This is a genomic window from Burkholderia sp. AU19243 (genome assembly GCF_018148075.1).
Lineage (GTDB): Bacteria > Pseudomonadota > Gammaproteobacteria > Burkholderiales > Burkholderiaceae > Burkholderia > Burkholderia latens_A.
This window is the reverse complement of record NZ_JAGSTV010000005.1, coordinates 134962-147571: the sequence shown is the minus strand read 5'-3', so window position 1 is coordinate 147571 and position 12610 is coordinate 134962. Positions and strand designations below refer to the sequence as shown.

13 protein-coding genes are annotated in these 12610 nt (G+C 67.9%); 3 read left to right on the top strand and 10 right to left on the bottom strand.

Features of this window, described 5'->3' with window-relative positions:
* Nucleotides 1-94: 94 nt before the first annotated feature.
* Complete coding sequence (locus KDW55_RS11975; protein WP_040144221.1) at nucleotides 95-1195, bottom strand: saccharopine dehydrogenase C-terminal domain-containing protein; 1101 nt, start codon at nucleotides 1193-1195, stop codon at nucleotides 95-97.
* A gap of 431 nt (nucleotides 1196-1626) precedes the next feature.
* Nucleotides 1627-2091, bottom strand: a complete 465-nt coding sequence (locus KDW55_RS11970; RefSeq protein WP_006481526.1) for an Lrp/AsnC family transcriptional regulator — start codon at nucleotides 2089-2091, stop codon at nucleotides 1627-1629.
* A gap of 321 nt (nucleotides 2092-2412) precedes the next feature.
* Here KDW55_RS11970 and KDW55_RS11965 point away from each other — a divergent pair, with 321 nt between their 5' ends.
* Nucleotides 2413-2952, top strand: a complete 540-nt coding sequence (locus KDW55_RS11965; RefSeq protein ID WP_040144222.1) for a Spy/CpxP family protein refolding chaperone — start codon at nucleotides 2413-2415, stop codon at nucleotides 2950-2952.
* 130 nt (nucleotides 2953-3082) lie between these two features.
* The gene (locus tag KDW55_RS11960; protein WP_040144223.1) at nucleotides 3083-3514 is read left to right on the top strand and encodes a PGDYG domain-containing protein; all 432 of its coding nucleotides are present in this window, start codon (nucleotides 3083-3085) and stop codon (nucleotides 3512-3514) included.
* Nucleotides 3515-3538: 24 nt separating this feature from the next.
* On the opposite strand, the gene KDW55_RS11955 is transcribed toward KDW55_RS11960, so the two are convergent.
* The 8 genes from KDW55_RS11955 to KDW55_RS11920 all read right to left on the bottom strand — a co-directional run bounded on the left by KDW55_RS11955 (nucleotide 3539) and on the right by KDW55_RS11920 (nucleotide 11375).
* Nucleotides 3539-3901 carry a DUF3022 domain-containing protein gene (locus tag KDW55_RS11955; protein WP_069241416.1) on the bottom strand — a complete coding sequence of 121 codons (363 nt, stop codon included), beginning with the start codon at nucleotides 3899-3901 and terminating at the stop codon, nucleotides 3539-3541.
* A 12-nt stretch (nucleotides 3902-3913) separates the two neighbouring features.
* Nucleotides 3914-4702: a YhfC family intramembrane metalloprotease gene (locus KDW55_RS11950; RefSeq protein WP_069241417.1), complete on the bottom strand. Its 789-nt coding sequence runs from the start codon at nucleotides 4700-4702 to the stop codon at nucleotides 3914-3916.
* Between the two features lie 55 nt (nucleotides 4703-4757).
* The gene (locus tag KDW55_RS11945) at nucleotides 4758-5801 is read right to left on the bottom strand and encodes a LacI family DNA-binding transcriptional regulator (RefSeq protein ID WP_040144956.1); all 1044 of its coding nucleotides are present in this window, start codon (nucleotides 5799-5801) and stop codon (nucleotides 4758-4760) included.
* Nucleotides 5802-6118: 317 nt separating this feature from the next.
* On the bottom strand, nucleotides 6119-7084 hold the full coding sequence (locus KDW55_RS11940) for an NAD(P)-dependent oxidoreductase (protein WP_040144957.1): 966 nt from the start codon (nucleotides 7082-7084) through the stop codon (nucleotides 6119-6121).
* A 5-nt stretch (nucleotides 7085-7089) separates the two neighbouring features.
* Nucleotides 7090-8370, bottom strand: a complete 1281-nt coding sequence (locus tag KDW55_RS11935) for an MFS transporter (RefSeq protein WP_069241418.1) — start codon at nucleotides 8368-8370, stop codon at nucleotides 7090-7092.
* A 163-nt stretch (nucleotides 8371-8533) separates the two neighbouring features.
* A complete protein-coding gene (locus KDW55_RS11930; protein WP_059544077.1) occupies nucleotides 8534-9526 on the bottom strand; it encodes a sugar kinase in 993 nt (330 codons plus the stop codon).
* Nucleotides 9527-9554: 28 nt separating this feature from the next.
* Entirely contained in the window at nucleotides 9555-10319 is a 765-nt protein-coding gene (locus tag KDW55_RS11925; protein WP_040144228.1) for a xylose isomerase, read from the bottom strand.
* Between the two features lie 162 nt (nucleotides 10320-10481).
* Complete coding sequence (locus tag KDW55_RS11920) at nucleotides 10482-11375, bottom strand: LysR family transcriptional regulator (RefSeq protein ID WP_212160621.1); 894 nt, start codon at nucleotides 11373-11375, stop codon at nucleotides 10482-10484.
* 111 nt (nucleotides 11376-11486) lie between these two features.
* On the opposite strand from KDW55_RS11920, the gene KDW55_RS11915 reads away from it, so the two are divergent.
* Nucleotides 11487-12563, top strand: coding sequence for a YeiH family protein (locus KDW55_RS11915; RefSeq protein ID WP_059544070.1), 1077 nt, complete (start codon nucleotides 11487-11489; stop codon nucleotides 12561-12563).
* The last annotated feature ends 47 nt before the right edge of the window (nucleotides 12564-12610 follow it).

Genomic DNA, 12610 nt, shown 5'->3' with positions numbered 1-12610 from the left:
CCACGCGCGAAAAAAACAACGCCGGAAGCGCTGTAGCGCCCCCGGCGTCGTGCGGCCCTCGTGCCGTCAATCCGTCAGGATCCGTCAGGATCCGTCAGGCGACTTCGTGCACGCGCTCCATCGTGCCGCCTTCGTAAAGCTTGCCGAAGCGGTTCGCGAGAAACGCCTTCAGCGACACCTTTTCCTGCGGGATGAAACCGCTCTGCGGCAGTTTCTTCTCGCGGAACAGATCCAGCACCGCGCACATCGCGCCGGCCGTCGTGATCTGGATCGCGCTCATGTGCATTCCGCACACGTCCTTCGCGAAGATCTTGCGCGTAAACACGTCCTGCACCAGCTGGCCGTCCTTGACGCCCGTCACCGTGACGAACACGAGTACGACGTCCTGCTTCGTCGACGGCACCGCGCGGCGCATGATCGACTTCAGCGTGTCGCGGTCGCTCGACAGACGCAGATCTTCGAGCAGGAACTGCACGAGCTCGCGGTGGCCCGGATAGCGCACCGACTTGTAGTCGAGCGTCTCGACCTTGCCCGACAGCGTCTCGCACAGCGTGCCGAGGCCGCCCGACGTATTGAACGCTTCGTATTCGGTGCCGTCGAGCGAGAAGTGTTCGAGGCCTTCGAGCGGCTGCACCCATTGCTTGCGGCCGTCGCGAATCGCTTCGCACGGTTGGCAGTATTCGTTGATCAGGCCGTCGACGCTCCACGTCAGGTTGTATTTCAACGCGTTGGTCGGATATTCGGGCAGCGCGCCGACACGCATCTTCACGTCGCGCACTTCGCTGAAACCGTTCACGAGCTCATGCGCGGCAATGCCGATGAAACCCGGCGCAAGGCCGCATTGCGGCATGAATGCACGGTCCGAACCGTCGGCAAGTTCGCGGATCGCGTGAGTCGCACGCACGTCTTCGGTCAGGTCGAAGTAATGGACACCGGCCGCCTTGGCCGCTGCGGCAACGTTGACGGCGAGGTAGTACGGCAGCGCGTTGACGAGCGCATCGAAGCCCTTCACGGCTTCGCGGATCGCATTGGCATCGGCGGAATCGACACGTTGCGTCGCGATGCCTTCGCGCGACAGCTTCGCGAGCGCATCCGCATCTCGATCGAACGCGACGACTTCGTAGTCGCCGGTTTCACGCAGCATGTGAGCAATGGTGTGGCCGATCAGACCTGCGCCGACGATGGCGATTTTCATGCGCTTATCTCCTGATGATGGGTTTGGTGTTGGTGTACGGCGTCGAGCCATGAACACAGTTTACGGACGCTCAAAATCAGTTCCAAGACGAAGAATGATGCGAAACGACCTAAGAAATCGACGAAATGACCACACATTTCGTCGATACGACCAAACCATCTAAAAATCGCGTATATGCAGTGTCGAAAACGGGCTGCGGCGGGCGCGCACGGGAAGGCACAAAGAGACGGGAAAGCGGCACCGGCGCATGCGAAGGACTCGGGCGCACGCATGCGACAAGAATGCGCCGCAACGACGCACGCGCCGCTGCTGTACGAAGCAACGCTACGCGGGTGCGCAAGCGTCGACGGAATACGAAGGAAGAACAAGCAGACGCGGCGAATCGAACCGCGCCGCGACATCACGACATCACGCGCGCCGCCGGCGCCGCGTCATCCGCCGATCGTGCCGCGATCGATCTTGCGCGACAGGATGATCGACGTCGTCGTGCGCTCGACGCCTTCGAGCGTGCCGATCTGGTCGAGCAGGTCGTTGAGCCGTTCCGGCGAATCGGCGCGCAACCACGCGACATAGTCGTATTCGCCGCTCACCGCGCATAGCAGCTGCACTTCGGGCATCCGGTCGAGCTTTCTCAGCACGTCCTTGCCGAACTTCGGCGTGAGAATGATGCCGACGTATGCGTAGATGCTCGCATCGAGTACATCCTGGCCGAGCCGCACGCTGTAGCCGGCAATCACGTTCGTGCGCTCGAGCCGCGCGATGCGCGCGACGACCGTCGTGCGCGCGACGTCGAGCTGCCGCGCGAGATCGGCGACGCTTGCGCGCGCATCGGCTTGCAGCAGTGCGACGAGTTGCCGGTCGAGGTCGTCGAGTTGATCGAGGCGAGGTGGGCGCATGAGGCTGGGCCGGCGTATAGCGCGCCGGCGAAATGGAACGTGACGCGATGATAGCGCCGAACGCCGGTGCGCCCCAACCGCATCGCGCGCCGTGACGGGCTGCGCATGCGCGCCGCCCTCCTCTTGCGCGTGCAATATCCGGCGTTCGGCCGACTGCCCGCTGCGTTACCGCTTCGATTTCGATTCGTATCGGATGTAAGCAAGTGTCGCTTTCGCTGCCGCGCCGCATCCGACGTGCTACTAATAACGGCGACGCGAGATGCGCGCCCGTGGCAGTCGCCGCCGCGCCCGCTCGCACGACACCCCCCCGGAGAGCCCATCATGAAGAAAATCTCGCTCACCCTTGCGATGCTCGCCGTGACAGCCGGCGCGTTCGCGCAGACCCAGCCGCAAACTCCGCCGCCGGCGCAGGCTGCGCCCGCCGCATCGGCACCGAGCGCCGAACAACGCGCCGCGCGCCACGAAGCGCGCATCGAGCAACGCATCAAGTACCTGCACGACCAGTTGAAGATCACGCCGGCGCAGGAACCTCAGTGGAAGACGTTCGCCGACACGATGCGCGCGAACGGCGACACGATGGGTCGCCTGTATCGCGAGCGGATGGAAAGCCGCAACGTGTCCGCAGTCGACGACATGAAGCAGTACGCGGAACTCGCGCAAGCGAATGCGGACGGCGCGAAGAAGCTCGCCGACGCGTTCGCGCCGCTCTACGACAGCTTCCCTGCCGACCAGAAGGCGCTGGCCGACACGACGTTCCGCAGCTGGCTGCACCACGGCGGCGAACGCCGCGGCAAGGGCAAAGCCGGAAAGGATGGCAAGGCAGCAGCCGCGCCGGCCGCGAGCGCACCCGCGCAACCCTGACCTCCGCCCCGCCGGCGCCGCGCTGCCCGCACGGGCAAAACCGGCGCCGCGCATCCGGCGGGAATTCGGCGCGTCACACGGCGCGCCGAATTCGGGATAAGCTCCCGGCTTTTCCCGCACATCCCCCGCCATGCTCGAACTCAAGCACCTCGATCTGCGTACCGATCCGCAGGCCCGTCGCGTCGTGAAGGACGAAACCGTCACGGTCGCATTCGCGGATGCCGACGGCGAACTGATGAGCCTGGAAGGCCCGAACCGCTATGTCGCGGGCGACGCACTGATCACCGGGTCGACCGGCGACCGCTGGGTCGTGTCGCGCGCACGCTTCGACGCGAAGTACGTGCCCGCCGATCCGGCGCTCGCGCACGGCACGGCAGGCGCGTACCGGAACCGGCCGGCCGTCGTGCTCGCTCGCCGGATGGACGAGCCGTTCACGATCGCGCGCTCGGAAAACGGCGACACGCTGCGCGGCGTCGCCGGCGACTGGGTCATGCAATATGCGCCCGGCGACTATGGCGTCGTACAGGCGCAGCGCTTCGCGCAGGTTTATCGCGACGCTTAACACACGGCGCGCCGGCAACAGCGCTCATGCAAAGTCTTCGTCGAGTTCGAGTTCCGCATCGCGCTCGACGGCCTCGCCCGCCGCGTGCCGCTCCTCGAGCGAGCCGAGCATTGCTTCGGTGTATGCATGCAGCACCGCATGACTGCGCGCGCGCTGCATCGGCCGCAGCGCCAGATAGCGCGCCAGCGCGGCCGGCACGATCCGGATGTCGAGCGTCATCCGCTTCGGCGTCGAACCGAACCGCATCGCAAGCCATTTCACGGACAGGAACCGTCCGCGCTCGTCGCTGCTTTCGGTGAAGCGCGTCTGCTCCGGAAAGAGGTCGCAGATCACGCGCGCGAGCGCATCGAACTCCACGCTCTGGCATTCGATCAGATAATCGTCCATTCCGTCTCTCCGTCAGGCCGCCGCACGCTGCGGCCGGCACGCCTTCACCAGCACGGCGGCAAGGACCGCGGCCAGCACGAAATACACCGCCTCGAGCGCGCCTGCCGGCAGCACGCGCACCTGATACAGCAGCGCCGGCGCGACCGCGAGCGCATGCAGCACGATCGCGAGCGGCAGCACGCCCGCGCGGCCGGCGCGCACGCCGCGCCAGACGAGCACCGACAGCGCCAGCTGCACGGCGAATGACGCGCAACGCTCGATCAGCAGCAACAGCATCGACTGCGCCGACAGCGTCGCGAGCATCACGTGCAAGCGCACGACGGTGTCGCCCGGCAGGTCCGCGAGCTGCGCGTCGAGCTGCCCGCGGCTCGCGATCCACGCGAGATACGACCACTGGCCCCACACGAGCACGCCAACGAACCACGCTTCGGCGCCCGCATGACCGAGCCCGTAACCGATGCCGCGGCTGTCGCCGGCCGGTGCGCCGTAACGACGCTTCAGGAAGCGCATCCCGAGATAGCGGCCGAGTTCCTCGAACACGGCGGTCGCGAGCGCGCTGTATGCGACAAACGCGAGCGGCCGCGTGAGCCAGCCGCCGGCGGGCGTCTGGCTCAGTACGAGGCCATGGAATGCGCGTTCGACGATCATCGCGAACAGCGTGAAGACGGCGACGCCGACGATCGTGTCGCGGCGGTCGAGTGCAAGCGGCTTGCGCAGGGTACGGAAGAGAACGAACGGCAGTAGCGCGATGATCAGCGTGGCGGCGATCAGCACCGCCAGCGTGACGGGGGCGACAGTCATGTATTTCCTTGGTTCGAAGCAGCGCACCCGACGCGCTGCGTGCCCCGAATGATACTCAGCTTGCGGTCGACGCGCGCGCGATCAGCTCGCCCGGCAGCATCGCGACGCGCACGTCGCCGGCCGCGCCGTCGATGCGCTCGTGCACGAATTCGACGGCCTTGTAGCCGATTTCGTAGGTCGGCTGGCGGATCGTCGTGATCCCGATCAGCTCGGCCCACTCCGGATCGTCGATCGACAGCAGCGCGGCCTTGTCCTGCCACGCGGCGCCGAACCGCGCGCGCAGGTGACGCGCGATCGCGAGCGCGACCGGCGCATTCGCGGCGAACAGCGCCGCGCGCACGCCGCGCCGCAGCGCGTCGTCGACGCGCACGTCGAGATCGGCCAGTGCGGCGGCCGCCGCCGCAGGTTCGTCGAGGTCCAGCACGATCGTCGGCGGCACCGGCAGGCCCCGCGCGGCGAGCGCCGCACGGAACGCGACTTCGCGCAGGCGCCGCGAACTGACGCGCTCGAATGGCTGCACGACGAAATGGATTGCATCGAATCCGCGCGCGACGAGATGCGCGAGCGCCGTCTCGATCGCGTCGGTGTTGTCGAGCCCGATCAGGTCGGCCTCGAAGCCCTCGACCGTGCGGTCGACGAGCACGGCCGGGATGCCCGCGCCGCGCAGCGGGCGCAGCACGTCTTCGTCGGCGCCGAGCGCGTTGACGATCAGCCCTTCGACGCGGTACGTCGTCAGCAGCTGCAGGAAGCGCCGCTCCATCTCGACCTCGTTCGCCGCGTGGCAGATGAGCGGCATGTAGCCGAGCGCGTGGCACGCGGCCTCGACGCCCTGCAGCACTTCGACGGTATACGGGTTGGTGAGGTCGGCCGCGAGCATGCCGAGCAGCCGGTTGCGGCCGCGCTTCAGCCCTCGCGCCATCTGGTTCGGCCGGTAGTTCAGGCGCGCGATCGCCGCCTCGATCCGCTGGCGCAGATCGGCGGACAGCACGTGCGTCTCGCCGTTCAGATAGCGCGAAACGCTGGTCTTGCCCGTGCCGGCTTCGCGTGCGACGTCGCTGATCGTCGCCGGACGCTGCGTGGAAGGTTGCGAATCGCTCAAGTGGTGCCTCGCGACGTACGATCCGCGCCGCTTTGCGCGCGGACGGACCATTGTTGTTGGATACGAAAACCACCCGGCGGACGCCGCCGGCCCCATGCTTCGCAGCCGACCCGCGCCGGCGCGTTCGCGCCCGTCCCGGCCGCCTGAGACCGCCCGAGACCGCCCGGCGCCAGCGCCGGCATCGATGCCCGTGGCCGCCGGCCGCAAGGACGATTCGTCGATGCGACGAGCGGGCGATCATAACGCAGCCAGCGCTCCCGCACCAAGATCGTCGACTCTAACCGCACCGGCGAACCGGCGCCGCCGTCAGTCGCCGTTCATGCGTGCACGAGCGCGTCCGGATTGACCACGTTCGTGCGCAGCGTGCCGGCGAGCGCGCCGACCAGGTTTTCCGCGGCGCAGCGCGCCATCGCGTGGCGCGTCTCGTGCGTTGCCGAGCCGATATGCGGCAACGCGACGACGTTGCTCATTCGCAGCAGCGGCGAATCGGCTGCGAGCGGCTCCTTTTCGAACACGTCGAGGCCCGCGCCGCGGATCGTACCGGCGCGCAGCGCCTCGATCAGCGCGGCCTCGTCGACCACCGGCCCGCGCGACGCATTGATCAGGATCGCGCCGCGCTTCATTTTCGCGAGTTCGGCCGCGCCGATCAGATGATGCGTTTGCGGCGACAGCGGCACTTGCAGGCACACGAAATCCGACTGCGCGAGCAGTTCGTCGAGCGTGACGCGGCGCGCGCCGTACTGCGTTTCGGCTTCGGCATGCGCCGAACGGTTCGCGTACAGCACCCGCATCCGGAACCCGAGCGCGGCGCGACGCGCGACCGCGCCGCCGATCCGCCCGAGCCCGACGATGCCGAGCGTCTTGCCCTGCACGTCGGTACCGTAAAGATCGGGGCCGATGCTGCGATGCCAGTGCCCCGCCTTCACCCACTCCGCCAGCTCGACCACGCGCCGCGCGGACGCGAGGATCAGCGAAAACACGGTGTCGGCCGTCGATTCGGTCAGCACGTCGGGCGTGTGTGCGAGCACGATGCCGCGCCGCGTGAGATCCGCGACGTCGAAGTTGTCGTAGCCGACCGAGATCGTCGACCAGGCCTTCAGCCGCGGCGCGCGATCGAGCATCTGCGGCGTGACCTTCAGGCTCGCGCCGATCGCGCCGTCGGCGTCGCCGAGCGCATCGGCGAGCGCGTCGGCGCCGTCGGCCTGCACGACTTCCGCGTGCTCGCGCAGATACGCGAGGACGTCATCGGGCAGCGGCTTGTACGCGACGATACGAGGCTTCATCGTTTTCATTTTCCTTGCAACGGCGTCGCGAGCGCGTGTGCATCGCGGGCCTGGGGTTTGACGGACAGCGTGAGGATCACCGCGGCCACCAGCGCGGCGCTCATGAACGCATAGGACGCCAGCGGCGAACCGGTCGCCCCGTTCAGGTAGCCGACGAAATACGAGCCGACGAACGAGCCGAGCGCGCCCATGCTGTTGATCAGCGCCATCGCGCCGCCGGCGACGTTCTTCGGCAGCAGTTCCGGCACGATCGCGAAGAACGGGCCGTACGGTGCGTACATCGCGGCGCCCGCGACGACCAGCAGCGCGTACGAGATCCAGAAATGCGACGAGCCGAGCGCGTACGAGGCGGCGAACGCGGCCGCGCCGACCAGCAGGAACGGCCACACGAAGCCGCGACGCGAGCCGACCTTGTCGGACGCCCACGACGCGGCCAGCATCGCGATCGTCGCCGCGAGGTACGGCAATGCAGACAGCCAGCCGGTCGCGACCATCCCGAGCTCCGAACCGTTCTTGACGATGGACGGCAGCCACAGCACGAAGCCGTACACGCCGATGCTCCAGCAGAAGTACTGCGCGCACAGCTTGATCACGGCCGGCGACCGGAACGCCTCCGCGTAGTTGCGCACCGGCTTGATCGCCGCCTGTTCGGCCGCGAGCGCGGCGTCGAGATCGCGCTTTTCCTGTGCGGTGAGCCACGGCGAGTCGGCCGGCTTGTCCTGCACGAGGAACCACCAGCACACGGCCCAGATGACGGCCGGCACGCCTTCGGCGACGAACATGTGGCGCCAGCCGAATTCGTGCACGAGATAGCCCGACACGATCGACATCCACAGCACGGTCACCGGGTTGCCGAGAATCAGGAATGTGTTCGCGCGCGAGCGCTCGTTCTTCGTGAACCAGTTGCTGATGTAGATCAGCATCGCCGGCATCACGGCCGCCTCGACCACGCCGAGCACGAAGCGGATCGCCATCAGCGACGGGATATTGGTGACCACGCCGGTGAGCGCCGCGCACGCGCCCCACAGCACGAGGCTCGCGAACACGAGCTTCTTCACGCTGCGGCGTTCCGCATAGATCGCGCCCGGAATCTGGAAGAAGAAATAGCCGAGGAAAAACAGCGCGCCGATCAGCGACGACAGACCCTTGCTGATACCGAGATCCTGATTGATGCCGGCCGCTGCCGCGAACCCGTAGTTCGCGCGGTCGAGGTAAGCGAGGCTGTAGGTAATGAAGACGATCGGCATGATCGTCCACCAGCGTCGGGCTGCGAGATTGGCTGCCATCTGAATGTCTCCTTGGGTGATCGGAGTGGGCGGGTCGAACGCCCGGCTCCGCTCCCGTCCTTTGGGAATCGGCCGGCGTCGGCGCAATGGCGCCGAATCCGGCCTCATGCAAACTCGTGCACGAAGCACGCAATAGTCCGCGGATTGTGCCGTGTCCGGCATCTCATTGCGCGGAGACGGTTTCCTCTAAGCGATCGGCGCGATTGCTGACGTTTTCGAGCCGATCGAGCGCCGCCCGGGTCGGCAAGCCTTCCGAATCGCCGATCACCTGGATCGCGAGCGCGCCGATGCGGTTGCCGCGCGCGACCGCCTGCTCGATCGGCTTGCCTTCCAGCAGCGCGCTGACCACGCCGACCGCGAAGCCGTCGCCGGCGCCGACCGTGTCGACCACGTTCGCGACGCGCTCGCCGGCCACCGTGCCCTCGCAGCCGTCTGCCGTGCGGAAGTACGCGCCTTCGGCGCCCAGCTTGATCACGACCCCGCGCGCACCCTGGGCCAGGTAGAAGCCGGCGATGTCGGCAGGCGTGTCGTGCCCGGTCAATTGCCGCCCTTCGGCCAGACCCGGCAGCACCCAGTCGGCGAAAGTCGCGAGCGCGTTCAGCGTCTTCGCCATCGCGTCGGCGGACGGCCAGAGCGTCGGGCGCAGGTTCGGATCGAACGAGATCGTCTTGCCGGCCGCGCGCATCTCGCGCGCGAGCTTGAAGGCGAGCTCGCACGACGTCGCCGAGATCGCCGGCGCAACACCCGTCAGGTGCAGATGGCGCGCGCCGAGCACGTAGTCGGCCACGTAGTCGTCGCACGAAAGGTGGCTCGCGGCCGAACCCTTGCGGAAGTATTCGACGGTCGGGTCGCTGCCGTCGTCGTTGCGCGACTTCAGCTGGAAGCCGGTCGGATAGCGCGGATCGACGCTCACGCACGCTGCGTCGATGCCTTCGCGGGCGAGCGTGTCGAGCACGTAGCGCCCGAACGAATCGCGGCCGACCCGGCTCATCCAGCCGACCCGAAAGCCGAGCCGCGACAGGCCGATCGCGACGTTCAGGTCCGCGCCGGCGATCCGCTTCGTGAATTGCGCGGCCTGCGCGAGGTGGCCGGGTTCCGCGGCGACGAACATCGCCATCGCTTCGCCGTAGGTCACGACATCGAGTGCTGCTTTCATGAATGAACTCCTCCGTATCCTTCCGGCATCACGCGGCGGCAAGCCATGCGACGCGCCGGCCCGCATCGCCGGCCAGGTCCGCCGCATCGAACGGGAACTCGATCCCGCGCGGCGCCGCTTGCGGCAGCACCGCGAGCACAGCGGCGACGAGCGGATCGTCTGCCGCCGGCGCGACCGCGAAGCGGCGTGCGCCGTCGCCAACGACGGCCTTGCAATGAATGTATTCCACGTGCGGCGCCAGCGCGTGCGCGCACGCGAGCGGCGCTTCGCCCGGCCACTGCCAGTTGCCGATGTCGAACGTCATGCCGAGCGCATCCGGCATGCCCGCCGCGTTCAGTGCCGCGAACAGCCCGCGGAACTGCGCGAGCGCACCGCCGACCGGCAGCTGCCCGTTCTCGACCACCACACGGGCACGCGCGCCGCGCGACAGCGCGACGATCTCGGCCGCATGGGCGTCGCCCGCAAACCCGCCGAGCTGAAACTTCACGAAGCGCGCGCCGAGCGCGTCGGCCTGCGCGAGCGTGTCGCGCAACGCGCCGGCGTCCAGCGACCCGGTCTCCGTGTACAGCGTCGCGGGTGTCGAATAGACCGACCACAAACCCTGCGCGGCGATTTCGGCCCCGAGCGCGGCAAGCGCGCCGGGCGTCGCGTCGTCCTCCGACGCGAACAGTTCGCGCCGCACCTCGAAGCCGCTCGCGCCGGATGCCGCGGCGGTCGCGACGAACGCGCGGTGGCCCTGCTGGCGCACGCGGTCCATCCCGAATGCGCTCGCCACGATCACGATGTCTGCCATTTCTACCCTTTTTTTACCGGAATGGAACCGGTTCCATCAACGTGAGACGGATGGTGCGCTTCGCCTCTTGAGCACGCCATAGAGAAAATCCCTAACAGGCGCCGACGCTCGCACGCGCGCCCGTGGCCGTGCGTCCGGCATACCCGATGCGGCGCACGTTGCCTATCCGGCCGCGTGCGCAACGCTCATCTCGAGGAACTGCGCGGCCACCCGCGACGGCGCGGCCCCGTGCGGCACGAGGATCGAGAAATGGCGCGTCAGCCGCGCCGGTGCGAGCGAGCGCGGCACGAGCGCCGCATCCTCGTGACGCAGCGACATCGCGGACACGAATCCGACGCCCATCCCCGCGCGCACCGCCTCCTTCACGGCCTCGACGCCTGCGATCTCGAACGCGACGCGCATCGGCGCCCCGCCGTGCGCGAAGGCGCGTTCGACGAGTTGCCGGACACCGGAACCCTCCTCACGCAGCACCAGCGGAAACGCGGCAAGTATGTCGAGCGTCACGCCGGTGTCGTGATCGGCGGCCGCGAGCGGATGTCCGGCCGGCACGACCGCGACGATTTCGTCCTGATGCCACGCATGTACGGCGGTGCCGGGCGGCAGCGCCTCGCCGGGCGGGCCTTCGATCATCGCGATATCGAGCGACGCCAGCGCGGCGACCACCTCCGCGGTGTTGCCGCTCATCGTGTGGATGGCGACCCGCGGCGCCCGCGGCTGGAACGCCGCGATCAGATACGGCAGCAGGTAGCTCGCCGGCGTCGTGCTTGCGCCGATCCGCAGCGTGCCCGCGTCAAGGCCGCGCACTGCATCGCGAAACGCACGGGCCTGCGCGAACGAGTCGCGCTGCGCTTTCGCGTATTGCGCGAGCTGTTCGCCCACCGGCGTCAGCCGGATGCCGCGGCCGTCGCGCTGGTACAGCGGCTCGCCGAACTCGTCCTGCAGCAGCCGCAGCTGGCCCGACACAGCGGGCTGCGACAGATGCAGCGCGACGGCCGCATGGCTGATGTTCAGGTGGTCGGCGACGGCCGCGAACGTTATCAGTTGATCCGGGGTCATGGCATCGAATTATCGGTTTTCCAGATAGTTTACGTCACAAATCACAATTTTTCATATCGATATATCCAAATTAGGATTAAGCCATCGCAACCCGCTTGATCACGGTGCCCCATGCCCACTGCCCCGAGTCCCCGTCTCAGTCACGCCGCGCCGTCGATGCGCGGCCAGTTGAACGGCGTGCTGTTCGTCGCGCTGTTCGCCGCCGCCGTCACGAGCCTGTCGCAGCTTCCGGCAATCGCCGCGCTCGGCCTGTCGCCGCTGATCGTCGGGATCGTCGCCGGCGCGCTGTATGGCAATGCGCTGCGCGACGGCATGCCCGCGAGCTGGGCGGCCGGCGTCAACTTTTCCGCGCGCAAGCTGCTGCGCATTGCGGTCGCGTTCTTCGGCCTGCGCGTGAGCCTGCAGGAAATCGCGCAGGTCGGCTTGCCGGGCCTGACGGTTTCGGTGCTGATCGTCGTCAGCACGCTCGCGATCGGGACTTGGGTCGGCATGAAGGTGATGAAGCTCGATCGCGACGCGGCACTGCTGACCGCCGCCGGCAGCGCAATCTGCGGCGCGGCCGCCGTGCTCGCGTTCGAATCGACGCTGCAGTCGAAGCCGCACCAGAGCGCGATGGCCGTAGGCAGCGTGGTGCTGTTCGGCACGCTGTCGATGTTCCTGTACCCGCTCGCGTATCACGTCGGTCTGCTGAATCTCGACCCGGCCGGCCTCGGCCTGTTCTTCGGCGGCACGATCCATGAAGTCGCGCAGGTGGTCGGCGCCGCAAGCGACATCAGCCCCGAAGTCACGCACGTCGCGACCATCGTGAAGATGACCCGCGTGATGCTGCTGGTGCCGGTGCTGCTGACGCTCGGCTGGTGGCTCGCACGCTCGGCGCGTTCGGCCGACGCCGGCGCCGACGGTGCGCACCGCACGCGCAAGGTTGCCGTGCCGTGGTTCGCGCTCGGGTTTCTCGGCTTCGTGATCGTGAATTCGCTGAACGTGCTGCCGACCGACGTCACGCATACGCTGAACGTGCTCGACACCTTCGCGCTGACGATGGCGATGACCGCGCTGGGCATCGAAACGCGTGTCGCGCAGATCCGCGAGGCCGGCCCGCGCGCACTGGTCACCGGCCTGATCCTTTACGTGTGGTTGATCGCCGGCGGTTACGCGATCACCTGGGCCGTGCAGCACTGGCTTGGCTGAGCCGCACGTCCACGCCGCGACACGCGCCGCGCACGACGGGAAGGTCC